Here is a 24,212-nt window from a genome sequence, read left to right as displayed (position 1 = left end):
CACCCACCTGGAGAGCCATGTCTGCCGACGTCCCGACCCGCACCGCGCACGACGGCGCACCGACGTCGCCCTGGGCGCCCGGGCTGCGCGGCGTGACCGTCGCGATGCTGCTCCTCGTCGCGCTCAACGCGTTCGAGGCGCTGGCGGTCACGACGACCATGCCCACGGTCGTCGACGCCCTCGGCGGCCTCGAGCTCTACGCGATGGCGTTCGCCGCCCCCGTCGCGTCGTCGGTCGTCGGCATGGTGCTGGCCGGGATGTGGAGCGACCGGCGCGGCCCCGGCGGCGCCGTGCTCGCGGGCGTCGCGCTCTTCGTCGCGGGCCTCGCCGTCGCGGGCACGGCCCCGGCGATGCCCTTCGTGGTCGCGGGCCGCGTCGTGCAGGGTCTCGGCAGCGGGATGATCGGCGTCGCGCTCTACGTGCTCGTCGCCCGCGTGTACCCGGACCGGCTCCAGGCGCGCGTCTTCGCGGCCTTCGCCGCGGCGTGGGTGCTGCCCGCGGTGGTCGGGCCGGCGCTCGCGGGGCTCGTCTCCGACACCCTCGGGTGGCGCTGGGTGTTCCTCGGGGTCCCGCTGCTCGCGCTGCCGGCGGCCGTCGCGCTGCGGCCCGCGCTCACCGCGGGCGGCGGCCCCGGCGACGTCGTCGACGCCGCGCCGTCGGACGCGGACCCGGGGGGTGCGCAGCCGCCCGCCCGGCGCCGTCTGCCCAGCGCGGTCGGCGCGGGCGGCGGCGCGCTCGCCCTGCACTGGGCGGGTCAGCAGGACGGCGCGGCTGCGGGCGCGGCCGTCCTCGCCGGCCTGGTGCTCGTCGCCGTGTCGGCGCCGGCCCTGCTCCCCCGGGGCTCGCTGCGTCTCGCGCGCGGGCTGCCGACCGTCGTCGTGCTCCGCGGCCTGTTCGCCGCCGGCTTCTTCGGCGCGGAGGTGTTCCTGCCGCTCGTCCTCGTGTCCGAGCGCGGGCTGCGGCCCGCGGTCGCCGGGCTCGCCCTCACGACGGCCGCGGTCCTCTGGTCGACGGGCTCGTGGCTGCGGGGTCGCCAGGAGGGGCGCTGGTCGGACCCGGCGGTCCTGCGCGTGGGCGGCGCGCTGCTCGCGTCCGGCATCGCGCTCGGTGCGACGACGGCGCTCGAGGCCGTGCCGGTCGCGGTCGGGCTCGTCGGCTGGGGGCTGTCCGGGCTCGGCATGGGCATGGTCTACCCGACGCTCTCGCTGCTCACGCTGCGTCTCTCGGCGCCCGCCGAGCAGGGGGCGAACAGCTCGTCGCTGCAGCTCGCCGAGGCCCTCACCGTCGCGCTGGTCCTCGCCGTCAGCGGGCCGCTCTTCGCGGCGCTCCACGCCCAGGACGTCGTGGCGGCGTACCTCACGTGCTTCGGCGTCGCCGCGGCGCTGGCCCTGGGCGCCGCGGTCGCGGGCGGACGGGTCCGGACGGCGGCCTGACCTCGACACGCCGTCGGCGCCGGGTCCCGGGCACGACGGCGGGCGGCGGGCACCATGAGAGCGTGCTCACGACGACGTCGACGCCGAGACCCGCCGCGTCCGCGGTCCGGACCGGTGACCGACGTGCGATCACGGGGGCCGTGCTGACGCTCGCGGGCGCCCGCCCGGTCGACGGCGCCGCGGCACGCGTGCCGTGCGCGGCCCGGCCGTCGACGCGCTTCGTGCACGACGACGGCCCGTGCCGGTGCTTCTTCGGCGGGCCCGCGCCGCTCCTCGCGGCACCCCTGCCCTGATCCGTCGGGCCGGCACGCCGGCCGGGCGCGGGCGGTCCCTCCCCGCCCGCGCCCGGGCGCGTCAGACCGCCGTCGGCGGCGTGACGACCGGCCCGGCGGCGACGTACCGGTCGGCGGGCATGAGCACCCACAGGACCGGGTAGAGGATCAGCGGCGAGCCCGGCAGCGCGACGAGCAGGACGAGCACGAGCACGCGCGCGCCCCACGGCGTGAGGCCCAGGCGGCGCGCCACGCCGGCGCACACGCCGGCGATCACGCGTCCCTCCTGCGGACGGGACCAGCCCTGGCGGTACAGGCTCTCGTGGATGTTCACAGCGTCTCTCCCGGTGGTGGTTCGTGCGAGGTCTCCAGCGTGCGCCTGCGGCGGGCACGGGCACATCGGGACCTCCCCTGAACCGACCCCGGGGTTCACGCGCCGACCCCGAGACGCTCCTGAGGGTCGCCCGCGCGTCATGCGACAGTCACACACCGCCAGCACAAGTCCCACACGGGGACTTCACCCGGAACTTCACCCGGGCTAGGGTGCGGCTACCGACGAGTAGCCCGGGCTCCACGACGACGTGACGCGCCCGACCACGCGCCGGGCAACGCACCGCCGAGGGGAAGAAGCACCATGCGCGTACGCCGCCCGATCCTGGCCTCACTCACCGCCGCAGCGCTCGCGCTGCCCCTCGCCGGGATCGGAGCGGCACAGGCCGCGCCCACGGCACCCGAGCCCCCGCCACCCGGCGCCCAGGGCGTGCCCGTCGCGCGCGAGCTGCCGAAGGCACCCGCGCCGCAGGACGACGACGCCGCGGCCGCCGACAGCAAGGTCGCCGCGAACCTCGCGTCCGCGTCCGGCCCGGTCACCGCCTTCGTGCAGCTCGACGCCGCCTCGGCCGTCGAGACCGCCCAGGCCGGCGGCAGCGACGCGCAGGTCGCCGCGGTCGAGCAGGAGGTCGCCGCGCTGGCCGAGGAGGTCGTGCCCGAGGCCGCCGCACCCGAGGCGCTCGAGGTCACGTCCAACCTCGTCGCGGGCGTGGTCGTCGCGGGCGACGCGGCCGAGATCCGCGAGCTCGCGGCCCGGCCCGACGTCGTGCGCGTGCACCTCATCGTCCCGAAGAAGCCGGCCAACAAGGGCGCCGACGTCTTCACGCGAGCCCTCGAGTCGTGGCAGTCCACGGGCCTGACCGGCCAGGACGTCACGATCGGTGTCATCGACACCGGAGTCGACTACACGCACGCCAACTTCGGCGGCCCCGGCACGCTCGAGGCGTACGCCGAGGCCTACGGCACGGACGGCACGGGCCCCGTGCCGGACGGCCTCTTCGACCCCGCCAAGTACCTCGGCGGCTGGGACTTCGCCGGCCCGACGTACGACGCCGACACCGACACCACGCCCGACCCCGACGCGAACCCCATCGACGCGATCCACACGGGCGGCGGCGGCCACGGCTCGCACGTCGCGGGCAGCGCCGCGGGCTACGGCACCGACGCGGACGGCACGACGTTCGAGGGCGACTACACGACGCTCACGGACCTCTCCGACATGCGGATCGGCCCCGGCACCGCGCCCGAGGCCGGCATCTACGCGCTCAAGGTGTTCGGCGACGTCGGCGGCAGCACGGGCCTGGTCATCAGCGCCCTCGAGTGGGCGGCCGACCCCAACGGCGACGGCGACCTCAACGACCACCTCGACATCGTCAACCTGTCGCTCGGCTCGGACTACTCGGCCGCGGACGACCCCGAGAACCTCTTCATCGACGAGCTGAGCCGTCTCGGCGTGCTCTCCGTGATCGCCTCGGGCAACGCGGGCGACGCGACCGACATCGGCGGCAGCCCGGGCAACTCCCGGACGTCGCTCACCGTCGCCAACTCGGTCGCCGACACGCAGACGTACGACGCGATCGAGGTCGTCGAGGCCGCGGACCCGTCGCTCGTCGGCCTGCACGCCGCGCAGAACACCGTCAACTACGGCGGCCCGGACGTGACCGCCCCGGTCGCCTACGTCGGCGAGTTCGACGGCTGCACGCCGTTCACGCCCGAGCAGGCCGCGGCCGTCGCGGGCAAGATCGCGTGGCTGTGGTGGGACGACGTCGACGCGACGCGCGTCTGCGGCAGCGTCGTGCGCTGGAACAACGCGACCGCCGCCGGCGCCGTGGGCGTCCTCATCGGCACCGAGCTGCCGGTGTTCTCGGCCGGCATCTCGGGCAACGCCGCCATCCCCGGCGCGCAGCTCACCGCGACCGAGACCGACCTGCTCATGCCGGAGATCCAGGCCGGCACGCTCGTGGCCCACGTGGGCCCGTCGCTCGCCAACGCGTCGCTCGTCACGGACCCGGCCACCGCGGACACGCTCGCGGCCGGCTCCTCGCGCGGCGTCCACGGCTCGCTCGGCATCGTCAAGCCCGACGTCGCCGCACCGGGCACCCGGATCGCCTCGACGGCGTCGGGCACGGGCGACGACGTCCTCACCATCTCGGGCACCTCGATGGCGACGCCGCACGTCGCGGGCATCGCCGCGCTCGTCGTGCAGCAGCACGCCGGGTGGGAGCCCGAGCAGGTCAAGGCCGCGGTGATGAACACCGCGACCCACGACGTCTACAGCGAGCTCGGCCAGGGCGGCCCGGCCTTCGGGCCCGAGCGCGTCGGGTCCGGGCGCGTGGACGCGCTCGACGCCGTGACGACCGACGTCATCGCGTACGCGACGCAGGACCCCGAGCTCGTCTCGGTGACCTTCGGGATCGTCGACGTCGGCGCCGAGACCGTGGTGCAGCAGCGCCAGGTCACGGTCCGCAACACCGGTGACGAGCCGCGCACGTTCGCGACGTCGTTCTCCGGCTCCACGACGGCGGGCAGCGCCACGATCACGACCACGCCGGCGTCGATCACCGTCGCCCCGGGCGACGAGGCGCTCGTCACCCTCACGCTCACGGTCGACCCGGAGGGCCTGACGCGGGACATCGACCCGACGTCCGACCCGGCCGTGTTCGACGTGCTGCCGCGCGAGTTCGTCACGACGATCGCGGGCCGCCTCGTGCTCACGCCCGCCTACGGCAGCGAGCTGCGTGTCCCGGTCCAGGCCGCGCCGCGTCCGGTGAGCGACCTCTCCGCCCAGCCGGTGGCGTTCGCCGACGAGGCCGCGACGACGGCGCCGCTGGTGCTCGAGGGCCGCGGGGTCACGACCGAGGGCTGGGCGTCGCACGTCGCGCCGCTGACCCTCGTCGCCACGAGCCCGCAGCTCGAGGACGACCCGTCCGGCCAGGCGACGTCCGAGTCGTCGGTCGCCGCGGGCGACATCCGCTACGTCGGCTTCTCCTCCACGGCACCGCAGATCGCGGCGGCGGGCGGCGACCCGCGTGCGGGCACGATCGGCATCGGCATCGCGACCGAGGGCCAGTGGGCCAACCTCGGCTCGCTCACCACGATCCCCTACGTCCGGACCGACGTCGACAGCGACGGCGTCTGGGACTACGAGACCGCGGTCCTCAAGTACGTGCCCGAGGTCGACCTCACGGTCGCCACGACGTACGAGCTCGTCCCCGACGGCGCCGGCGGCTACGACGCGGGCGACATCGTCGGCGAGATCCCGGTCAACGGGGTCTGGGCGGACCAGTTCACGACGGTGTTCGACAACGACGTGCTCGTCGTGCCGATCCCGCTCGCGGGCGAGGAGGTCCTCATCGCGCCGGGCCAGGTGCCCACGTTCTCGGTCGCCACGGCCTCGGCCTACGCGACCGACGCGAGCGGCGACATCGACTCCGTCGAGCCGTTCACCGCCGACCCGTACGCGCCCCCGTTCTGGTTCGAGGGCACGACGCCGGACTCGCTGTGGTTCGAGTCGGGCGACGGCGCGACGATCACGGTGCACCGCGCACCGACCACGGGCGACGCGCAGCTGCTCCTGCTGCACAACGCCAACGCCGACGGCAGCCGTGCCGAGGTGGTCGAGGTGACCGCCCCGGTCGCGACGCCCACCACGACGACGCTGAGCCTGGACCGGAGCGTGCTGCGTGACGGCGCCCCGATCCGGCTCGACGCGCACGTCGCACCGCCCGAGGCCACGGGCACCGTGACCTTCCTCGACGGCACGACCGAGCTCGGCACCGCGCCGGTCCGGAACGGCCACGCGTGGAAGGCCGTCCCGCTCGCCGCGGGCACGCACGCCCTCCAGGCGGTCTTCACGCCGGACAGCCCGCGCTGGACGGGGTCGTCGTCGGAGGTCGTCACGGTCGAGGTGCGGGCACGGATCACGTCGCACCTCGTGATGCAGGCGCCGGCGCAGGTCCGCGCCGGGCAGAGCGCCTGGGCGGTCGGCATGGTGTGGACCGACGGCGCCCGGCCGTTCGGCACGGTCGAGGTGAGCGAGAACGGCGAGGTGATCGCGGAGGCCGACGTCGTGACCCTCGGCCGCGTGGGGCTCGTCGCGATCCAGCTGCCCGACGACCTCGCGGTCGGACGTCACCACCTGACGTACACCTACACGGGCAACCCGTGGGTGGCGCCGTCGTCGGTCGAGCGTGACCTGAGGGTCGTGCGTCGCTGACGGTCGCATGACGACGGAGGGCCCGGCACCACGAGGTGCCGGGCCCTCCGTCGTCCGGGGGCCCGGTCGTCCCTGGGCCCGCCCTCCCGCCACCACGCCCCCGCCCGCCCCGGTCCAGGTGCGCGGATCCGAGCGTCCGTGCAGACGGACGCGTCCAGGACGTGCCGGTTCGCACGGACGCTCGCGTCCGAGCGTCCGGACGGGCGTCGGGAGGGCGCCGGGAGGGCGCCCGGAGAGGGCGGCGGCGTCAGTAGACGAAGATCGGGAACCAGTCGCGCTGGTGCGCGTGCAGCAGCACGAGGAACAGGACGAGGTCGAACAGGAGGTGGACGCACACGACGTACGTCAGCGACCGGGTGACCTTGAAGGTGTAGCCCTGGACGAGCGCGAACGGGTAGATGAGCCACGGCCCCCACGCGTGGAACCCGAGCTCGTGCAGGAACGACGTGAAGAGCACGCCCTGGACGAGGTTCGCCTGCCACCAGGGCAGGTGCCGGCGCAGCAGCGTGAAGCACGTGCACACGAAGAACAGCTCGTCCCAGATGCCCAGCGCGTTCGTGCCGAGGAACAGCCGACCGACGCCCTCGGCGTCCTCGACCGCGGGCCAGTTCTCGTAGACGCCGGTGCGGATCATGTAGACGGGCAGCACCGCGTAGCCGATGACGACGACGGCGACGAGCCACACCTTCTCGAACCGCGTCCAGCGCCCCGCGCGCAACGGGAAGCGCACCGCGTGGTCGCGGTAGACGTAGCGCGAGACGAGGTAGGGCACCGCGACGGCGAGCACCATCGCGGTCCCCATCGACGCGATGTGCTCGTTCGTCACCTCGGTGTTGACCTCGACGAGGCTCATGATCACCAGGCCGACGGCGACGAGCGCGAGGTCGCGCAGCAGCGCGAGGTGGCCCACGAGGCGCCCGACGACGGCGGCCACGGCCAGCGACGCGGCGAGCAGCCCGTAGCCGACCCACGCCTGCTGGACGCCGAAGAGCGCGAAGCCGCCGCCCGCGACGAGCACGGCCGCGACGAGGTTCGCGGGGTGCCCGGGCACGGCGGGCGGCTCCGCCGGGGTCGTCCCGGCGTCGGCCGCGGCGTCGGCGGGCGTGCTCAGAAGTCGTCCAGGTCCAGCTCGAACCAGACGGTCTTGCCGCCCTCGGCGTGGTCGTCCACGCCCCAGCGGGTCGACATCGCCTCGACGATCGCCATGCCGCGCCCGCTCGGGGCGCTCGGCTCGCGGTGCAGGACGACGGGCGCGAGCGAGCCGCCGTCGCTCACCGAGACGCGGACCGTGGTGGCGGTGTGCCGCACCTGGACCCCGATCGCGCCGCCCTCGCCGCCGTGCAGGACCGCGTTGGCGAGCAGCTCGCTCGACAGGAGCTCGACGACCTGGTTGGCCATGCCCACGACGCCGCCCTCGGCGGCGGTCCGGACGACCCAGTGCCGCCCCATGCCGACCGACTGGCGCTGCCCGGGGAGGACGATGCTCTCGACGCCGTCCTCGCCCGTCCCCAGGGGCGCGTCGTCGTCGACGCCGGACGCGTCCTGGCCGACGAGACGCAGGGTGGATCCCGTGGAGGTGCGCCGGGCCCGGTCAGGACTCATGCGACCTCCCTCGCGGCGCCGGCGGGCACTCGGTCCCACCCTCTCAGGCCGGCGCCCGGGCTGACCACCGACGTGTCGAGCCTGCCAGAACTCTGCGGGCAGCACCCGTCGGCCGACCCGCGGCGTGTCGGTGCGCCCGTCGTCATGCAGCCCCCACGCGCACGCCACCGTCGGCGTCGACGGAGAACTGCAGGGCCGCGAGGTCGGCGACGACGACGTCGGCCGCGAGGTCGGCGGTCGTCGTGAGCAGGCCCACGGTGGTCGCGCCCGCGGCGCGTCCCGCGGCGACGCCCGCCGCCGCGTCCTCGACCACGAGGCAGTGGGCGGGGTCGACGCCGAGCCGGGCGGCGCCCGCCACGAAGGGCTCGGCGTCGGGCTTGCCGCGCACGACGTCGTCCGCGGTCACGATCGCGGCCGGGACCGGGAGCCCTGCGGCGCCGAGGCGCGCGACGGCGAGGTCGCGGGTCGACGACGTGACCACCGCGCAGAGGCCACGCGGGGCGAGGACGGCGAGCGCCTCGAGGGCGCCGGGCAGCACGGCGATGCCCTCGAGGTCCACGAGCTCGAGCTCGAGGATCCGCTCGTAGGCGAGGTCGCGGTCGCGCGCGGACCGGTCCGCGAGGACGGTGTCGAGGATCCGGCGCGCGGGGACGCCGTGGAAGTCGTCGAACGAGAACGCGGGGACGCCGTGCTCGCGTGCGAGCGTCGCCCAGGAGCGCTCGACGGACGCGACGGACGAGATCAGCGTGCCGTCCATGTCGAAGAGGACACCGGCGAAGGGCCGGTCGAGGGCTGCGGGCAGGGCGGCGCGGGTCGGGCTCGTCACCGGTCCAGCCTCGCACGCCTCACGGGAGGGTGATGAGCCGGGGGATCCCCGGCGGGGCCGCGGCGGAGAGCTCGAGGTACTTCGCCTCGGCGCGGTGCAGCCGCACGTGCTCGTCGAGCGTCCACGTGGGCCCGTTGCGCAGCTGCGTCCCGCACGAGCACGGGAGCCACACGGTGCCGTCCGGGTCGGTGCGGACCGTGCCGACGGTGTAGTGGGTCGAGCGCGCGCGGGCCTTGGCGTCGCGCAGCGTCGCGCTCACGGGCTCGGCCGCGGGCGGGGGTGCGGTCGCGTGCTCGGGGCCGGTCGGCTGCTCGGTCACGCGCACCAGTGTGGACCACGCGGCGCCGCTCGCCGGACACGACGACCGCCGGCGCCGCCGGGGAAGGGACGGGTCGCGCACGCGGCCGCGAGCCCCCGCGTCAGGACCCGAGGCTCATCCGGTCGCGGTAGCCCGCGAGCACGGTGTCGACGACCTCGGCGGTGCGGAGCGCCGTCGTGCCGGTGCTCGGGCACTCCCCCACCCCGCGCAGCGCGTCGACGACGGTCTGGATGAGCGGCAGCTGGACCGTCGCGGGCTTGGGCGCCTCGATGGTGCGCTCGCCGGTCGCCGTCGTGAGGCGCAGCGGCTCGTCCCCGAACGTCGAGAAGCGCAGCGTGCCCCGCGAGCCGACGAGCGACACCTCGTCGGTCCGCTCGTGGGCCGCGAAGCACCACAGGCCCGTCCCCTCGACCTCCGCGCCCGCGCGGAAGGTCATCGTCACCGTGTCCTCGGCCGGGTAGTGCCCGCCGAGGTTCGTCGCGGTGCCGCGCACGTCGCCGAGCGGGCCGAGCAGGTGGTCGAGCAGGTCGAGCGTGTGCGAGCCGAGGTCGACGAAGAGCCCGCCGCCCGCGATCTCGGGCAGCACGCGCCAGGGCAGGTGGCCGTGCTCCCAGGTCCCCGGGCCCGACGTCGTCCGGACCGTGACCGCGCGCACGTCGCCGACGGCGCCGTCGGCGAGGAGCGTCGCGACGGTGCGGAAGCGCGGCATCGCGCGCCGGTAGTAGGCGACGAAGAGGGGGACGCCCGCGGCGTCGCACGCGCGGATCATGGTGCGGCACTCCTCCGCCGTGCGCGCCATGGGCTTCTCGACGTAGACCGGCTTGCCCGCCGCGGCCGCGCGCACCGCGTAGTGGCGGTGCGTGTCGGGCGGGGTCGCGACGTAGACCGCGTCGACCTCGGGGTCGGCGAGCAGGGCGTCCGCGTCGTCGTACCAGCGCGGGACGCCGTGGCGGCGCGCGTAGTCCTGGGCCTTGGCGCCGTCGCGCCGCATGACGGCGACGAGGCTCGAGCCCTCGGCCTGCTGGAACCCGGGGCCGCTCTTGACCTCGGTGACGTCGCCCACGCCGATGATGCCCCACCGGATCTCGTCCATGGCACGACGCTACCGAGCCGGGAGCGGCCGGCGGTCGCCGCGTCCAGGGGGCCGGCGCCTCCGGCGGGCTACTCGACCCGGACCTCGACGCCGAGCGCCTCGGCGAGGGTCACCGCCTGGGGGATGAGGACGATCGCGCCGCGCAGCTGGACCGTCGTCGGGTCGATGCCGGCGAGCTCCGTCCCGCGCAGGTCCGCGCCCGTGAGGTCGGCGCCCTGGAGCCACGCCTCGGAGAGGTCCGCGTCGCGCACCGAGCCGCCCGTGAGCACGGCGTTGGTGAGGTCGGCCTCGCGCAGGCGCGTGCCGGTGAACCGCGCCGAGCGCAGGTCCGCGCCGCGCATCCGGACGAGGGCCCAGTTCCCGCCCTCGACGGCGAGCGCGCCGAGCGCGCAGCCGTCGAACGACGAGCCGACGAGCTTGCACCGCTCGAAGCGGGCGTCGAAGAACGAGCAGCGGCGGAACGTGCAGTTGGCGAACGCCGCCTCGACGTGCACGGACGCGTTGAACCGCACGCCCGCGAACGTGCAGTCCTCGAAGACCGCGCCCGTCCCGGTGACCTCGGTCATGTCGACGTCGACGAACGCGACGCGGCGGTGCTCGACGCGCGAGAGGTCGCGGCCGTACCAGTCCTCCCCGACGACGCGGCTGGTGGTCTGGGGTGCGTCGGCCATCCGCCGATCGTGGCGCACGGGCCCGACGGCGTCGACCCCGCCCCCCGCGCCGAGGGCGGCGCGGTGGGTCGTGACAGGGCGGCGGCGGCGTCCTACCGTCGGGGACATGTGCCGCAACATCCACGTCCTGCACAACTTCGAGCCCGAGGCGACCGACGACGAGGTCCACGCCGCCGCGCTGCAGTACGTCCGCAAGGTCAGCGGGACCACCAAGCCGTCGCAGGCGAACCGCGAGGCGTTCGACCGCGCGGTCGCCGAGATCGCGCACGCGACGCGGCACCTGCTCGAGGACCTCGTGACGACCGCCCCGCCCAAGGACCGCGAGACCGAGGCGGCCAAGCGCCGGGCCCGCGCGGCCGAGCGCTACGCGTCCTAGGCGGCCCGACGCCGTCTGAGGTACCTCAGGCCGCCTCAGACCCGCCTCAGGCACGGACCTGAGGCGGTCCGGCCCCGCAGGACCGGGAGGTCGACCGATCCCGACCCCCGGGCCTCACGAGCACCGTGATCTCCATGCCGGCAGACCGCCGGCGCGACGGAGGAGATCACGATGAGCAGCACCATGTGGGGACCGGCGCTCCAGGCCGAGGTCGACTACCGGCGCGAGCAGATGACCGCGCAGCTCGCGGCGCGCTCGGTGCGCACCGGCCGGCGGGCGCGGGTCCGGTCCGGCCGCACGGCCGGGCGGGCCGCCGGCAGCGAGACGCGCGCTGACGCGCGTGGGTGGTCGCTGCCAGGATCGGGGGCATGGCACGCAGCCCGATGACCGCCTTCGTCGCCCGCGAGCGCGAGGTCGCGGCGATCCGCGACGCGCTCGAACGGGCGGCCGCGGGGAGCCCGTCCCTCGTGCTGCTCGGCGGCGACGCCGGCGTCGGCAAGACGCGCCTGCTCACGCACGTGGCCGGCATGGCCGCGGAGCGGGGGGCGACGGTCGTCACGACGCACTGCGTCGACCTCGGCGAGGTCGGCCTGCCCTACCTGCCCTTCGCGGAGGCGCTCACCCAGCTGCGCACGCGCACCGAGGGGACGCCGCCCGGCACCGCTGATCTCGTCGACCGCGTCGTGCAGGCCAGGCCCGCCCTCGGCCGTCTCGTCCCGTCCACCCGCCCCGCCGAGGGCACCGACCGCGCAGGGGGCGGGCCGGTGCCCGGGGCGGACGGGCCGGAGGACGCCGGCAGCCGGCTCCAGCTGTTCGACGGCCTCACCGCCGTGCTCGGTGCCGTGGGCACGCCGGGGGCGCCCCTCGTCCTCGTCATCGAGGACCTCCACTGGGCCGACTCGTCGAGCCGCGACGTGCTGCGCTTCCTCGTCGCGCGCCTGCGCACCGAGCACCTGCTCGTGGTCGCGAGCTACCGCGCGGACGACCTGCACCGCCGGCACCCGCTGCGCCCCGTGCTCGCCGAGCTGTGGCGCCACCCGCGCGTCGAGCGGATCGACCTCTCCCCCTTCACGCCCGACGAGCTCGAGACCTTCGTGCGCGCCGTCGCGGGCGGGCCGGTCCCCCACGACGTGCTGCGCAGCGTCCACGAGCGCTCCGAGGGCAACGCCTACTTCGCGGAGGAGCTGCTCGAGGCGGGTGACGACCACGTGCTGCCCTGGTCGCTCGCCGACGTCCTGCGCGCGCGCCTCGACCAGCTCGACCCGACCGTCCAGCGCCTCGCGCGCGTCGCCTCGGTGGCCGGGCGCCGCGTCGCGGAGCCCCTGCTGCGCGCGGTCTGGACCACCCAGGGCACGGGCTTCGACGAGGCGTTGCGCGAAGCCGTGGCGACGCACGTGCTCGGCGACGAGGACGGCCGCATCGCCTTCCGTCACGCGCTGCTGGCCGAGGTCGTCTACACGGACCTCCTCCCCGGGGAGCAGGTCGCGCTGCACCGCGCCTACCTCGACGCGATGCTCGCAGAGGAGTCGCTCGGCACCGCGGCGCAGCGCGCGCACCACGCGCAGCGCAGCCACGACGCCAAGACGGCCGTGCGCGCGTCGCTCGAGGCGGCCGAGGAGGCGGCCCGCCTGCTGGCGCCCGAGGAGGAGCTGCACCATCTCGAGACCGTGCTGGGCCTGTGGGACGCCGTCGCCGAGGGCGACCTCGCGGCGGACCGCGTGGACCTCGCCATCGCGGCCGCGCAGGCCGCGAGCCGTGCGGGCCGCCTCGAGCGCGCCGCGACGCACGCGCGCGCAGCCGTCGAGGCCGCCGAGGGCGACCCGGCACGGCAGGCCCCCGCCCGGGCCCGCCTCGCGCAGATGCTGCTCGCCGCCGACCACGTCCACAGCGCGCTGCGGCACGCCGAGCGCGCCCTCGCGGACCTGCCGGAGGACGCCGACCCCGCCGACCGCGCCTGGACGCTCGCCATCCACGCCCGCGCGTGCCTCAACGCCGACCGGGACGACGACGCCGCGGCGAGCGCGGACCGGGCGGTCGAGGTGGCGCGCGCCGCGGGGCGGCCGGACGCGGAGGCGGACGCCCTCGCCACGCTCGCGGTGCTCGTCGTCGACGACCCGGACGCCGCGGCCGCGCTGCTGGACACCGCGCGGCTGCGCGCGGTCGAGGCGGGCGACCTCGTCACCGAGCAGCGCTGCGCCTACAACCTCGTGACGACCCACTACTACGCGGGCAGGCTCGACGCGGCGTCGGCGGCGCTCGACGCGGCGGTCGCCCGCAGCCGCGCGGCGGGCCTCTCCCGCAGCGACCTCGGCCAGGCGCAGGCCTTCTTCGTCGAGCTCGTCCGGTACGCGCGCGGCGACCTGCGCGCGACGGCGATGGACGTCGCCGACCCGGAGGCACCGGGGTGGGTCACCCCGCTGCTCACCTCCGTGCGGCTCTACGCCGCGGTCGCGCGCGGCGACGCCGACGCCGTCGCCCGCGGTCGCGCGCTCGAGCCCGAGTGGACGCGTGACGGGCAGATCGCGCTCATCGCGGGCGGCTGCACGGTCGACGCGCTCACCTGGGCGGGCGAGCTCGACGAGGCGCTCGCGCTCGCGGAGCGGCTCATCGAGCACCTGAACCGGACGTGGTCCGACTACTTCCTCGGCGGCATCTGGCTCGCGGCGCTCGGGATCGCGGCCCTCGCCGACGCGGCGACCGAGGACCGCCTGGCAGGCGTCGACCCCGCGGGCCGCCTCGCCGTCGGCGACGGCCTGCTCGCGCGGGCCGTGTCGTCGGCCGAGCGCGGTCGGCCCCGGGGCGGGCGCCTGGGTCCCGAGGGCCAGGCGTGGCTCGAGCGTGCCCGCGCGGAGCACGCGCGCCTGCGCGCCGCGGCCACGGGCGCCGCGCCGGACCCCGAGGCGTGGCGCGTCGCGACGGAGGCGTTCGGCTACGGGTACCGGTACGAGGAGGCGCGCTCGCGGTGGCGCTGGGCCGAGGCGCTGCTGGGTGCGGGCGGACGTGACGAGGCCGCTGCGCAGCTCGCGCGGGCCGCGCAGGAGGCGCGCGCGATGGGCGCCGCACCGCTGGGGGCCGCCGTGAGCGCGCTCGCCCGGCGGGGGCGGGTCGAGCTCCCGGGGCAGCGGGTGACGACCGACCTGCTCACGGCGCGCGAGGCCGAGGTGCTCGGCCTGGTCGCCGAGGGACTCAGCAACCGGCAGATCGGCGAGCGCCTGTTCATCAGCGGCAAGACCGTGAGCGTGCACGTCTCCAACGTGCTCGCGAAGCTGGGCGTCTCGAGCCGGACCGAGGCCGTGACGGTCGCGCACCGGCGCGGGCTCGCCGCGGTCGCCGGGCCGACCGAGGGCGCGGGCCTGCGCTGACGCCGGCGGGGTGGGTGCGACGCGGCGGCTGGGGCGGGGCGGGGCAGGGCGGCTCGACCCACCCTCGCCCGTGTCGGACCGAGCGTCTACGTTGATCGCATGGCGCGCGCGACGACCCCGGCGGTCGAGTTCGAGGTGTCCGGACGTACCGTGCGCGTCACGAGCCCCGACCGGGTCGTGTTCCCGGAGCGCGGGCTGACCAAGCTCGACGTCGTGCAGTACTTCGTCGCGGTGGGCGACGGCATCCTCGGCGCCCTCCGCGACCGGCCGACGACGCTCGAGCGCTGGCCCAAGGGCGTCTTCGAGGGCGCACGCATGTCCACGCGCGCCGACAACACCGGCGACGCGTTCTACCAGAAGCGCGTCCCGCAGGGCGCGCCCGACTACGTCGAGACGGCGACCATCTCCTTCCCGAGCGGCCGGACGGCCGACGAGGTCTGCCCGACCGAGCTCGCCGTCGTCGCGTGGGCCGCCAACATGGGCACGCTGACGTTCCACCCCTGGCCCGTGCGCTCGGCCGACGTCGACTCCCCGGACCAGATGCGCATCGACCTGGACCCCCAGCCGGGCACCGACTTCGACGACGCCGTCCGCGTCGCGCCCGAGGTCCGCGCGCTCCTGCACGAGCTGGGCATGGAGGGCTGGCCCAAGACGTCGGGCGGGCGCGGGCTGCACGTGTTCGTCCCGATCGAGCCCCGCTGGACGTTCACCCAGGCCCGCCGCGCGACGATCGCGCTGGGCCGGGAGATCGAGCGTCGCCTGCCCGAGCAGGTGACCATGAAGTGGTGGAAGGAGGAGCGCGGGCAGCGGATCTTCGTCGACTACAACCAGATGGCGCGGGACCGCACGATCGCCTCGGCGTACTCCATCCGCTCCAACCCGCGGGCCACGGTCTCGGCGCCGCTGCGCTGGGAGGAGCTCGGCGACGTCCACCCGGACGACTTCGACGTCCTGTCGATGCCCGCGCGGTTCGCCGAGGTCGGCGACCTCTTCCACGCCCTCAGCGCGCCCACGCCGCAGGACCCGGAGCGTCCGGCGTACTCGCTCGAGCCGCTGCTCGAGCTCGCCGACCGCGACGAGGCCGAGCACGGTGCCGGCGACCTGCCCTACCCGCCCGAGTACCCGAAGATGCCCGGCGAGCCCAAGCGCGTGCAGCCGAGCCGGGACCGCGACCGCACGAGGACGGCAGCGGACGAGGCTGCCGCCGAGGAGGGGTGATGTACGGCTACCACGGCTCGATGTGGACCGTCCCGGGGCGCCGGGACGAGGTGGTCGAGATCCTCACCTCGGGCGCCGGGGAGCTGCTCGCCGCGGGCTGCCGCAGCTACGTCGTGGGCGTCACCGACGAGGACCCGGACGAGATCGTGGTCACCGAGGTGTGGCTCAGCCGCGAGCACCACGACGCGTCGCTGCGGCTGCCGTCGGTGCAGGAGCAGATCGCCCGCGCGCGGCCGATGCTCGCCGGCCGGTTCGCGAGCCGCGAGCTGCGCATCGTCGGCGGTCTCGGCGTCGACGTGGACGAGCCGGTCGTGGACGAGCCGGTCGTGGACCCGGCGCCCGAGCGCTGACGACGGGCTCAGTCGCGCACGTCGTACCAGCGGCTGCCGTAGCGCCGCGAGACGCGCAGCGCGACGACGTCCGCGAGCGGCTGCACGTGCGCCCGGACCCGGCGCGCGACGCCGAGCGCGAGCGGGTCGCCGTCGGCGACGAACCGCACCGTCGCCCGAGCCTCACCGCGCACGACGCCGACGTCCCACGCCTCGACCTCGACGACCTCGCGCGCGGCGGCGACGGCACGCGGGAGCACCGCGGCCGGGTCGGCGCCGGGCGCGAGCCGGCCCACGGTCATCACCGCGCGGTAGCTGGGCACCGGCCGGGTCGGACGGACGCGCTCAGGCGTCGTCGGCCGCGGTCCGGACCTCGTCGGGCGCGGGGCCCGTCGAGCGCCGGACGACGAGCTCGGCGGGCAGCCGCACGACCCGGCCCTCGGACGGCACGCCGGTCCGGGCGCGCTCGATCGCGGCCGTGAGCACGCGGGCCGCCGCGCGACCCTTCTCGGCGACGTCCTGGCGGACCGTCGTCAGCGACGGGCGCACGCGCGACGCGAGCGGGCTGTCGTCGTAGCCGACGACGGAGACGTCCTCCGGGACCCGCAGCCCGAGGTCGTGCGCCGCCCGCACGGCGCCGTAGGCCATCCGGTCCGAGAAGCACACGATGCCGGTCGGGCGGTCCGCGGCCTCGAGCAGCACGGTGGCGCCCTCGTGGGCGGCGTCCTCGGTGTTCTCGTGCATCTGGACCGCGAGCACCTGCGCGCCCGCGGGCTCGAGCGCGCCGAGCCAGCCGCGGACCCGTTCCGCCGCGACGTAGTTCGCCGAGCCGGCCTCACGCGGCTCGACGAGGCCCGACGCGCGTCCCTGCGACCCCATGGTGAGCAGGCCGACCCGGCGGTGACCGAGGTCGAGGAGGTGCTGGGCCCCGAGACGGCCGCCCTCGACGTCGTCGAGGAGCACGGCGTCGGCGCCGCCGGTGGGCGCCTGGTCGACGAACACGAGGGGCAGGCGGCGCTTCTGCAGCCAGCCGAGCGCCTCGGCGTCGCCCGCGCACGCGTAGACGAGCGCGCCGTCGATGGGCACGTCGCGCGCGGGGATCTTGTCGGCCGAGCCGCCCGACGGCAGGAGGGCGACGGCCATGCCGGTCGGCGCGAGCTCCTCGGCGAGCGCCCCGAAGAACCCGGTCGCGACGTCGTCCTGGAAGGCGGCGCCGACCGAGTCGGTCAGCAGCACGCCGACGGCGCCGGTGGTCCCCCGCGCGAGCGCGCGCGCCGCGGGGTCGGGGCCGATGTAGCCGAGCTCCTCCGCCGCGGCGAGGATCCTCGCCCGCAGCTCGGCCGAGAGCTGGTCGGGCCGCGAGAACGCGTTCGAGACCGTCATGCGGCTCACCCCGACCTGGTCGGCGACCGTCTGGAGCGTCACGCGGCCCACGAGGTCACCCCGCGCGTCGCCCTCGTCGGTCCCATGGGGTCCAGGGTAGGCCGCGGAACCCGGGCGCCGGCTCGCCACCGTGAGCCGGCGCCCGGGGGTCGGATCCGCCGGGGTGGGCGCGGGCCTGCCCGCGGTCATCGCGGGCGGGTCAGTGCGCGGTCGCGTCGGGCGCCGGCGCGACGGCGTCCGCGACCCGGTGCAGCGCGCCCGCGAGCGCGGAGCGCGTCCGCACGGCGCGGGCCCGTCCGGCGGTGCGCCGTGCCCGGCGCGGACGGTCCTCGACGACGGGGGCCCCGGGCTCGGCGCTGTGCGCCAGGGCGACGGTCCCCTGCTTCGCGAGGAGCAGCGAGGTCGGCATGCTGTCCATCATCGTGAGTCCCCCATCGGGTCGTCCTGCGGTGTTCTGTACCGCTACAGTAGCCTGCGTCACTGTACCGGTCAAGAGCGGTGCGCACCGTGTCAGCACGGCCCGCCGACACGTCGCCCCCCCGGGGCGGACCGATCCCTCCGCGGGCGTCGGGGCGGAGGGACGCCGCACCTGACCTGCACAAAGACGTCGCGCGTGGCACGGTCGTGCCACTAGCGTCGCCGGGCTCCGTCCGCCGCGGCAGCCGACCGATCGACCGGCGCGCGGCGGGGCGGAGACCAGACCCGACACAGCAGGCACGACACAGGAAGCCCGACAGGAAGCCCGACATGGCACGCGAGCAGCTCTCCCCGACCCTCCTCAGCTGGGCCTCGGTCCTCGACCCCCAGGCCCGCGAGCAGGCGCTCCGGACCGCGCGGCTGCCGTTCGTCTTCCCGCACGTCGCCCTCATGCCGGACGCTCACCTCGGCAAGGGCGCGACCGTCGGCAGCGTCATCCCCACGCGCGGCGCGATCATCCCCGCCGCCGTCGGCGTCGACATCGGCTGCGGCATGATCGCCGTCCGGACGCAGTGGACCGAGGAGCAGCTGCGCGCCGTGGGTCCGCTCGCGCCGCTGCGGCTCGACATCGAGCGGTCGATCCCGCTCTCGGCGGGCAACCAGAACCGCACGCTCACCCCGTCGGCCGCGGCACGCGTCGCGACGCTCGAGGCGCAGGCGGCCGACGTCGGCTTCGACCCGACGTCGTACGCGGCGCGCTGGCGGCTCCAGCTGGGCTCGCTCGGCTCGGGCAACCACTTCATCGAGGTCACGGTCGACGAGGGCGGCCGGGTGTGGCTGTTCCTGCACTCGGGCTCGCGCGGCATCGGCAACCTGCTCGCCCAGCACCACATCCGGGTCGCGGTCGAGCGCTGCCGCCGCGCCGGGGTGCACCTCGAGGACCGCGACCTCGCGTTCCTCGAGGAGGGCACGGCGGAGTTCGACGCCTACGTCAGCCAGCTCCGGTGGGCGCAGGACTTCGCCCTGCTCAACCGCGAGGAGATGATGGACCGCGTCGTCGCCGCCGTCGCGCGGCACATGGACGAGGACGTGGTCGAGGCCGAGCGGGTCAACTGCCACCACAACTTCACCGAGGTCGAGGAGCACTTCGGGGAGCGCGTGTGGGTCTCCCGCAAGGGCGCGATCCGGGCGCGGGTCGGCGACGCCGGCCTCATCCCGGGCTCGATGGGCACGGCGTCGTACGTCGTCACCGGCAGGGGCGACCGCGACTCGCTGTGCTCGTCGCCGCACGGCGCCGGGCGCAACCACTCGCGGTCGGCCGCGCGCCGGCTGTTCACGCGCGAGCAGCTGCGCGAGGCGATGCGCGGCATCGAGTACCGGGACACCGACGCGTTCATCGACGAGATCCCGGCGGCGTACAAGGACATCGACCAGGTCATGGCGGACTCCGCGGACCTCGTCGAGATCCGGCACACGCTCCGCCAGGTGGTCAACGTCAAGGGCGACTGACCGCCACCCACCGCGGACGCGCGACGGGCCCCTGCCCCCTGCGAGGGGCCCGTCGTCGTCCCCGGTGCGGCGCGGGTCAGCGGCCGTACCCGCACGTCTCCCAGTCCGCCGCGACAGGCGCGCCCGCCTCGAGCACGTCCGCCGCGAGGACGCGGGAGAGGTTCCAGTCGCCGACGCCCGTCGGCAGGTCGTGCGCGATGACGTCGAGCACGCACGAGCGCAGCGGCTCGTCGAGCCCGTCCGCGGCGGGCACGGCGTCGGCCGAGAGCCCGCGCAGGTAGTCGGTGTCGAGGGCCACCTCGAGGTCGGCCGTGGTGTTGTGGCGCAGGATGAGCGCGTCCGGGTTCACCGCGGCCAGGCCGAGCATGCCGGCCGCGACGGTCACGACGACGGCGCGCGGCAGCCACGCAGCCCGGAAGGGCCCGCCCTCCGCGCCCCGCCGCAGCCCGGCCACCATGACGAGCACGAGGACCGCGGCGAGCACCACCTCGACCACGACCACCAGCAGGCGCAGCCGGGTCAGGCCGAACGCCTCCATGTACAGGTCCATCCGGCGCAGCGCCGACGCGACCACCCCGAGCGTCGCGACGCACAGCACACCGAGCGCGACGCGGCTCACGACGCCGTCGCGCGTCGTCCCGCGGGGCGCGTGACGCGCCGCCACGCCGACGACGGCGAGCGTGAGCGCCGTCGCGACGACCAGCTGGGCGAAGCCCTCCCGCGCGTACTCGGCGTAGCCGAGCCCGGCGGTGGCCCGCACGTAGTCGTGCCCGCCCACCAGGGCCCCGACCTGCACGAGCACGAAGCCCAGCACGAGGACGTCGAGCGCCACGACGGGCAGCAGCCACTCGCCGGGCCGCGCCGGCCGGCCGGGGCCGGGACGCAGCTCCGACCACGCGGGCGGCGCCGCGGCGAGGTGCGCGAGCGCGGCGGTCAGCGCGGCGACCATGACGCCGACGACGACCTGGCCGGGCAGCAGCTCGGCGGACAGCCGCGGCAGGTAGCTCGCGAAGACGCGGTCGGCGCTCGCGAAGAGCAGCCCGAAGACGAGGAGCAGGCCCGCAGTGATGGCGACGCTGCGCAGGGCGACGAGCGCCTGGCGCCGGCGCGACCCGGTCGCGTAGGCCAGCGTGCGCGTGACCCAGGGCAGTGCGCGGACGAGCCCAGCGGCCCACGTCGCGCCGCTGAGCAGGATCGAGCCGGTCGACCGGGCCGAGGTGGCGGCGACCGCGCCGCACGCCGCCGCGACCACCGCGCACAGCGCGACGAGCCAGCCGGCGTCGCGCAGCGCGACCGTGGCCAGCAGCGCGACCGAGACGAGCGCGAGGAGCAGGTCCACCACCGCGCGACGGCGCACGAGCGCGGGCACCGCGGGCGCCCAGGCGGCCGCACCGACGACGGCGACGCCGAGCCCGGGACGGTGCCCGACGACGAGCACGGCGGCGGCGAGCCCCACCACCGCGATCCCGACGAGCTGCGTCGCGGTCGCCGGCGTGCGGTAGCCCTCCCAGAAGCGCCCGAGCGGCGTCTCCGCGGGCCGGACGGCGAGCGTCGTCGTGGGTCCGGTGGACGGGGGCGGACCGGGCGGAGGGAGCGGGCCTCGGGGGGTCGCGGGCAGCGGCGCGCCATGATCGGTCATGCGCCACACGCTAGGGATCCGGTGGCCTGCCGCGGCGGCGATCGGCAGGGAGGTCCTGTCGACGTCCTGGGCCCGACGTGCAGGTTCGGTGACGGCCGTGGCGGCGCGGTGAAGACCGCGCGCCACGGCCGCCCGACGGCCTCAGCCGAGCTGGCCGCGCAGCGCGCCGGCCGGGTACGTCGCGTTGTGGACGTTGACGTAGTACGCGTCCGGGTCCATGAGGATCGCGCGCGCCAGGTCGCGGTCGACGTCGGTGCAGCCGCCCGTGTACGGCGACAGCGGGACCACGACGGGTCCGGCCGTCGTGGCGTCGCCGACGTGGATGTGCGCCGCCGTGATCGGCTCGACGCCCTCCACGGTGATCGTCCAGCAGACCTCGCCGCGTCCGGGGTTGATCGTCAGCGACGCGGTCCCCGTGCCGTCGAGGTCGCCCTGGTTCGGGACGCCCGCGGCCGTGACCTCGGCCTCGCCGGTGAGCTCGGTGGTGAACGGCCGTCCGCCCGCAGCGGCGGGAGCCGCGGCGGCGACGGCCACCGCGCCGACCACGACGAGGCCTGCGAGGGCGCGGGGGGCGGGGCGGGTGCGTGCGGTGGTGGGAGTCATGACGGGCCTCCGGGTCTGTCGTCGTCGACGAGCACCGGCGCGGTCGGGTGACCGCGTCGCTGGTCCCCCTCTTCCCCTCGACCGAGGTCTACCACCCGACCGGGGCCGGGGACCAGGGATCGGTGCGTCCCGGGCCGCCACCGTGCGCTGCACGGGAACCGGTGACGTCAGGAGTCGGCGCCCGGGGTGTGGACCCGGCCCCGCTCGACCACGGCGCCCAGCTTGTCGAGGCACTGCTCGAGGCCTGTGCGCGACATGTCGCGGGCCTCGGCCGTCGTGTAGCCGCGCTCGGTCATCCGCAGCTCGGTGCGGCCGTCCCCGGCGTCGGCCAGCCGGACCTCGTGCTCACCCTCGTCGGGCACGCCGCCGGCCGGGATGCCGGCCTGCGCCGGTGTGAGGGCGCGGCCCTCGGCGTCGGCGAACCGGAACACGTAGCGCAGCAGCGTCGGCGCCGTCAGCTCGGTGATCGTCCACGTGCTGTGCTGCTCGAGCCCGCCCCACTCCTGCGGCGCGCGCATCGTCACCGCGATCCGGCCCCCGACCCGCAGGTCGACGTCCGCGCGAGGACAGGTGAACCCGGCCGGCCCCCACCAGGCCCGCAGGCCCTCGGGCGTGGTCCACGCGGCCCACACCCGTTCGACCGGCGCCTCGACGATCCGTGCGACCTCGACGTCGTAGGTGGTCGTCATGGCAGTCCTCCTCACCGCCCCGGCCGGCCCGGGGCTCTCGGGCTACCGACCCGCCGCGCGCGCCGGACTCATCGGCCCGCGCCGGGGACGACGAAGGCCCCGTCCCGGTGATCGGGACGGGGCCTGCGCGCGGAGCCGCCTATCAGAATCGAACTGATGACCTTCTCATTACGAGTGAGACGCTCTACCGACTGAGCTAAGGCGGCGCGCTCACGCCTCGCGGCGTGAGCGGGCCCTACTGTACCGACCCGTCGCCGCCTCGCCAAAAGCGGGCCCGGCGGGCGGCCGGACGGGTGGCTGGGTCAGCACTCGAGCCCGTCCTGCGGGACCGTCCCCTCGACCAGGTAGGCGTCGACCGCGTCCTCGACGCACGCGTTGGAGCGGCCGTACGCCGTGTGCCCCTCGCCCTCCCAGGTGATGAGGACGCCGGACTCGAGCTGCTCGGCGAGCGCGACGCTCCACTCGTACGGGGTCGCGGGGTCGCCCGTGGTGCCCACGACGACGATCGGGGCCGCGCCGGACGCGTGGATCTCGGTCCGCTCGGCCTGCGACTGGAACGGCCACGCCTCGCAGCCCACCGCCATCGCGAAGTCGCGGCCGAAGGTCGGGGCCTGCGCGGCGACGTCGTCGGCGAAGGCCACCATCTCGTCGTACGTGCGCTCGACCGTGGGGTAGTCGAGGCAGTTGATCGCCGTGAAGGCGACCATCGAGTTGGACAGGTACTGCCCGTCGACCGTCCGGTCGAGGTAGAAGTTGGCGAGCTCGAGCAGGGTCGAGCCCGTGTTCTCGGTGATCGCCTCGGCGAGCGCGGCCGTGAGGTACGGCCAGGACGCGTCGTCGTAGAGCGTGACGACGATGCCGTAGAACGCGAGGGTCCCGTTGACGACGTTGCCGTCGCCCGCGTCGAGCGGCCGGCGCTCGACGCGCGCGACCAGCTCGGCGATCTGCTGCTTGCCCTCGTCGACCGAGCCGCGCAGCGGGCAGCCCTGGCCGGCCATGCAGTCCTCGACGTACGCAGCGAGCGCCTCCTCGAACCCGACGGCCTGGCCCACGATGAGATCGTCGTTCGACATCGAGGGGTCGAGCGCGCCGTCCAGCAGCAGGCGACCGACCTTCTCGGGGTAGAGCTCGGCGTACGTCGCGCCGAGGAAGGTGCCGTAGGAGAAGCCCGCGTAGTGCAGCTGCTCGTCACCGAGCACCGCGCGCAGGAGGTCCATGTCCCGGGCGGCGCTCACGGTGTCGATCTCGCCCAGCAGCGGCCCCGTCGACTGGAGGCAGCCCTCGCCGAACGCGCGCACCTGCTCGCGCACCGCGTCGACGTCGGCCTGGCTCGCGAACGCCGTGTCGGTGGTGAGGTAGGCGTCGACCACCGGGTCCGGCCCGCAGTCGACCGCGGAGGACTGGCCGACGCCACGCGGGTCGAACGCCACGACGTCGTACGCCGCGGTGACGGTCGGCCCGAGCACGTCCGCGACGGCGTACTCGAGGAAGTCGATGCCCGACGAGCCCGGGCCGCCGGGGTTGATGAGCAGCGAGCCGATCCGCTCGTCCGCCGAGCCGCTCGCGACGGACCGCTGGAGCGCGAGCGAGATGGTGCCCGCCGTCGCGTCGTCCCAGTCGAGCGGGGCCTGGACCGTCGCGCACTCGAACGACCCGCAGGCCGCCCACGCGACCTCCTGCTCGTAGAGCTCCTCGATCGAGCCGGGCTGCGGCGCCGTCGTCGGCGCGGACGACGTCGGCTCTCCCTCGGGGGTCTTCTGGACCTTCGGCGCGACGCACGCCGTCAGGACGAGCAGCGCGGCGGCGACCACGGCCGTCGCGCGCAGCGCGGCGCGCGGGACCCGACGGCGCAGCGGTCGGGAGGCGGCGGGACGAGGCTCCGCGGGCAGGGCGGAGGGACGGGAGGCGTGCGGCACCCGGCAACG

The 24,212-nt window shown here is 75.9% G+C and carries 23 protein-coding genes and 1 tRNA gene; 9 read left to right on the top strand and 15 right to left on the bottom strand.

The features are described from left to right. Positions 1-17 precede the first annotated feature (17 nt). Positions 18-1,433 (top strand): MFS transporter, encoded by a 1,416-nt coding sequence (locus JIG38_RS19130; protein WP_199425252.1) that lies wholly within the window; start codon positions 18-20, stop codon positions 1,431-1,433. 62 nt (positions 1,434-1,495) lie between these two features. Continuing rightward, the gene (locus tag JIG38_RS19125; protein ID WP_199425251.1) at positions 1,496-1,726 is read left to right on the top strand and encodes a hypothetical protein; all 231 of its coding nucleotides are present in this window, start codon (positions 1,496-1,498) and stop codon (positions 1,724-1,726) included. A gap of 61 nt (positions 1,727-1,787) precedes the next feature. Here the strand turns inward: JIG38_RS19125 and JIG38_RS19120 are convergent, their stop codons facing one another. Beyond that, positions 1,788-2,039: a PspC domain-containing protein gene (locus tag JIG38_RS19120; RefSeq protein WP_307845043.1), complete on the bottom strand. Its 252-nt coding sequence runs from the start codon at positions 2,037-2,039 to the stop codon at positions 1,788-1,790. A 300-nt stretch (positions 2,040-2,339) separates the two neighbouring features. On the opposite strand from JIG38_RS19120, the gene JIG38_RS19115 reads away from it, so the two are divergent. Further along, entirely contained in the window at positions 2,340-6,251 is a 3,912-nt protein-coding gene (locus tag JIG38_RS19115) for a S8 family serine peptidase (RefSeq protein ID WP_199425249.1), read from the top strand. Positions 6,252-6,498: 247 nt separating this feature from the next. On the opposite strand, the gene JIG38_RS19110 is transcribed toward JIG38_RS19115, so the two are convergent. The 6 genes from JIG38_RS19110 to JIG38_RS19085 form a co-directional block, all read right to left on the bottom strand. Further along, positions 6,499-7,302: a CPBP family glutamic-type intramembrane protease gene (locus tag JIG38_RS19110; protein ID WP_199425248.1), complete on the bottom strand. Its 804-nt coding sequence runs from the start codon at positions 7,300-7,302 to the stop codon at positions 6,499-6,501. A 56-nt stretch (positions 7,303-7,358) separates the two neighbouring features. Further along, on the bottom strand, positions 7,359-7,853 hold the full coding sequence (locus JIG38_RS19105) for an ATP-binding protein (protein WP_233405283.1): 495 nt from the start codon (positions 7,851-7,853) through the stop codon (positions 7,359-7,361). 142 nt (positions 7,854-7,995) lie between these two features. Beyond that, positions 7,996-8,679: an HAD family hydrolase gene (locus tag JIG38_RS19100; RefSeq protein WP_307845042.1), complete on the bottom strand. Its 684-nt coding sequence runs from the start codon at positions 8,677-8,679 to the stop codon at positions 7,996-7,998. 19 nt (positions 8,680-8,698) lie between these two features. Continuing rightward, positions 8,699-8,998, bottom strand: a complete 300-nt coding sequence (locus JIG38_RS19095) for a hypothetical protein (RefSeq protein WP_307845041.1) — start codon at positions 8,996-8,998, stop codon at positions 8,699-8,701. A gap of 100 nt (positions 8,999-9,098) precedes the next feature. Beyond that, the gene (locus JIG38_RS19090) at positions 9,099-10,091 is read right to left on the bottom strand and encodes a Gfo/Idh/MocA family protein (RefSeq protein ID WP_199425247.1); all 993 of its coding nucleotides are present in this window, start codon (positions 10,089-10,091) and stop codon (positions 9,099-9,101) included. Positions 10,092-10,159: 68 nt separating this feature from the next. Then, entirely contained in the window at positions 10,160-10,762 is a 603-nt protein-coding gene (locus JIG38_RS19085) for a pentapeptide repeat-containing protein (RefSeq protein ID WP_199425246.1), read from the bottom strand. A 106-nt stretch (positions 10,763-10,868) separates the two neighbouring features. Here JIG38_RS19085 and JIG38_RS19080 point away from each other — a divergent pair, with 106 nt between their 5' ends. The 5 genes from JIG38_RS19080 to JIG38_RS19060 all read left to right on the top strand — a co-directional run bounded on the left by JIG38_RS19080 (position 10,869) and on the right by JIG38_RS19060 (position 16,068). Beyond that, a complete protein-coding gene (locus JIG38_RS19080) occupies positions 10,869-11,138 on the top strand; it encodes a DUF2277 domain-containing protein (protein ID WP_199425245.1) in 270 nt (89 codons plus the stop codon). 171 nt (positions 11,139-11,309) lie between these two features. Then, positions 11,310-11,525 (top strand): hypothetical protein, encoded by a 216-nt coding sequence (locus JIG38_RS19075; protein ID WP_199425244.1) that lies wholly within the window; start codon positions 11,310-11,312, stop codon positions 11,523-11,525. Further along, on the top strand, positions 11,507-14,500 hold the full coding sequence (locus tag JIG38_RS21190) for a helix-turn-helix transcriptional regulator (RefSeq protein ID WP_307845040.1): 2,994 nt from the start codon (positions 11,507-11,509) through the stop codon (positions 14,498-14,500). The genes JIG38_RS19075 and JIG38_RS21190 overlap by 19 nt, the downstream gene beginning before the upstream one ends. A 99-nt stretch (positions 14,501-14,599) precedes the next feature. Further along, the gene (gene ligD / locus JIG38_RS19065) at positions 14,600-15,718 is read left to right on the top strand and encodes a non-homologous end-joining DNA ligase (protein WP_199425243.1); all 1,119 of its coding nucleotides are present in this window, start codon (positions 14,600-14,602) and stop codon (positions 15,716-15,718) included. After that, complete coding sequence (locus JIG38_RS19060; protein WP_199425242.1) at positions 15,718-16,068, top strand: putative quinol monooxygenase; 351 nt, start codon at positions 15,718-15,720, stop codon at positions 16,066-16,068. Before ligD ends, JIG38_RS19060 begins: the two co-directional genes overlap by 1 nt. Positions 16,069-16,076: 8 nt before the next feature. Here the strand turns inward: JIG38_RS19060 and JIG38_RS19055 are convergent, their stop codons facing one another. The 3 genes from JIG38_RS19055 to JIG38_RS19045 form a co-directional block, all read right to left on the bottom strand. Further along, positions 16,077-16,370 (bottom strand): hypothetical protein, encoded by a 294-nt coding sequence (locus JIG38_RS19055; protein ID WP_199425241.1) that lies wholly within the window; start codon positions 16,368-16,370, stop codon positions 16,077-16,079. Between the two features lie 22 nt (positions 16,371-16,392). Further along, positions 16,393-17,472, bottom strand: a complete 1,080-nt coding sequence (locus JIG38_RS19050; RefSeq protein ID WP_307845039.1) for a LacI family DNA-binding transcriptional regulator — start codon at positions 17,470-17,472, stop codon at positions 16,393-16,395. A gap of 157 nt (positions 17,473-17,629) precedes the next feature. Continuing rightward, positions 17,630-17,839: a hypothetical protein gene (locus JIG38_RS19045; protein WP_199425239.1), complete on the bottom strand. Its 210-nt coding sequence runs from the start codon at positions 17,837-17,839 to the stop codon at positions 17,630-17,632. A gap of 338 nt (positions 17,840-18,177) precedes the next feature. Between JIG38_RS19045 and JIG38_RS19040 the strand changes: the two genes are divergently transcribed. Continuing rightward, positions 18,178-19,356, top strand: coding sequence for an RtcB family protein (locus JIG38_RS19040; RefSeq protein ID WP_199425238.1), 1,179 nt, complete (start codon positions 18,178-18,180; stop codon positions 19,354-19,356). A 76-nt stretch (positions 19,357-19,432) separates the two neighbouring features. Here the strand turns inward: JIG38_RS19040 and JIG38_RS19035 are convergent, their stop codons facing one another. From JIG38_RS19035 to JIG38_RS19015, 5 genes are all read right to left on the bottom strand, one after another. Further along, complete coding sequence (locus tag JIG38_RS19035) at positions 19,433-20,995, bottom strand: DUF4153 domain-containing protein (RefSeq protein ID WP_199425237.1); 1,563 nt, start codon at positions 20,993-20,995, stop codon at positions 19,433-19,435. A 141-nt stretch (positions 20,996-21,136) separates the two neighbouring features. After that, on the bottom strand, positions 21,137-21,598 hold the full coding sequence (locus JIG38_RS19030; RefSeq protein WP_199425236.1) for a CHRD domain-containing protein: 462 nt from the start codon (positions 21,596-21,598) through the stop codon (positions 21,137-21,139). 167 nt (positions 21,599-21,765) lie between these two features. Continuing rightward, the gene (locus JIG38_RS19025; RefSeq protein WP_199425235.1) at positions 21,766-22,287 is read right to left on the bottom strand and encodes an SRPBCC family protein; all 522 of its coding nucleotides are present in this window, start codon (positions 22,285-22,287) and stop codon (positions 21,766-21,768) included. A gap of 133 nt (positions 22,288-22,420) precedes the next feature. Continuing rightward, positions 22,421-22,493, bottom strand: a tRNA-Thr gene (locus JIG38_RS19020). Between the two features lie 96 nt (positions 22,494-22,589). After that, the gene (locus JIG38_RS19015) at positions 22,590-24,203 is read right to left on the bottom strand and encodes an alpha/beta hydrolase (RefSeq protein WP_307845038.1); all 1,614 of its coding nucleotides are present in this window, start codon (positions 24,201-24,203) and stop codon (positions 22,590-22,592) included. Positions 24,204-24,212: the final 9 nt, after the last annotated feature.

Origin of the sequence: Actinotalea solisilvae, assembly GCF_016464425.1 — a bacterium.
GTDB classification, from domain to species: Bacteria; Actinomycetota; Actinomycetes; order Actinomycetales; family Cellulomonadaceae; genus Actinotalea; species Actinotalea solisilvae.
Note: the sequence above shows the minus strand (reverse complement) of the source record. Positions and strands in the feature narration are given on the sequence as shown.

Excerpts from the sequence above, each read along its gene's own strand:
- JIG38_RS19130 (WP_199425252.1), top strand. The coding sequence starts at position 18 with ATGTCTGCCGACGTCCCGACCCGCACCGCGCACGACGGCGCACCGACG.
- JIG38_RS19115 (WP_199425249.1), top strand. The coding sequence starts at position 2,340 with ATGCGCGTACGCCGCCCGATCCTGGCCTCACTCACCGCCGCAGCGCTC.
- JIG38_RS19105 (WP_233405283.1), bottom strand. The coding sequence starts at position 7,853 with ATGAGTCCTGACCGGGCCCGGCGCACCTCCACGGGATCCACCCTGCGT.
- JIG38_RS19090 (WP_199425247.1), bottom strand. The coding sequence starts at position 10,091 with ATGGACGAGATCCGGTGGGGCATCATCGGCGTGGGCGACGTCACCGAG.
- JIG38_RS19085 (WP_199425246.1), bottom strand. The coding sequence starts at position 10,762 with ATGGCCGACGCACCCCAGACCACCAGCCGCGTCGTCGGGGAGGACTGG.
- JIG38_RS19080 (WP_199425245.1), top strand. The coding sequence starts at position 10,869 with ATGTGCCGCAACATCCACGTCCTGCACAACTTCGAGCCCGAGGCGACC.
- JIG38_RS19075 (WP_199425244.1), top strand. The coding sequence starts at position 11,310 with ATGAGCAGCACCATGTGGGGACCGGCGCTCCAGGCCGAGGTCGACTAC.
- JIG38_RS21190 (WP_307845040.1), top strand. The coding sequence starts at position 11,507 with ATGGCACGCAGCCCGATGACCGCCTTCGTCGCCCGCGAGCGCGAGGTC.
- ligD (WP_199425243.1), top strand. The coding sequence starts at position 14,600 with ATGGCGCGCGCGACGACCCCGGCGGTCGAGTTCGAGGTGTCCGGACGT.
- JIG38_RS19060 (WP_199425242.1), top strand. The coding sequence starts at position 15,718 with ATGTACGGCTACCACGGCTCGATGTGGACCGTCCCGGGGCGCCGGGAC.
- JIG38_RS19045 (WP_199425239.1), bottom strand. The coding sequence starts at position 17,839 with ATGCCGACCTCGCTGCTCCTCGCGAAGCAGGGGACCGTCGCCCTGGCG.
- JIG38_RS19040 (WP_199425238.1), top strand. The coding sequence starts at position 18,178 with ATGGCACGCGAGCAGCTCTCCCCGACCCTCCTCAGCTGGGCCTCGGTC.
- JIG38_RS19035 (WP_199425237.1), bottom strand. The coding sequence starts at position 20,995 with ATGACCGATCATGGCGCGCCGCTGCCCGCGACCCCCCGAGGCCCGCTC.
- JIG38_RS19030 (WP_199425236.1), bottom strand. The coding sequence starts at position 21,598 with ATGACTCCCACCACCGCACGCACCCGCCCCGCCCCCCGCGCCCTCGCA.
- JIG38_RS19025 (WP_199425235.1), bottom strand. The coding sequence starts at position 22,287 with ATGACGACCACCTACGACGTCGAGGTCGCACGGATCGTCGAGGCGCCG.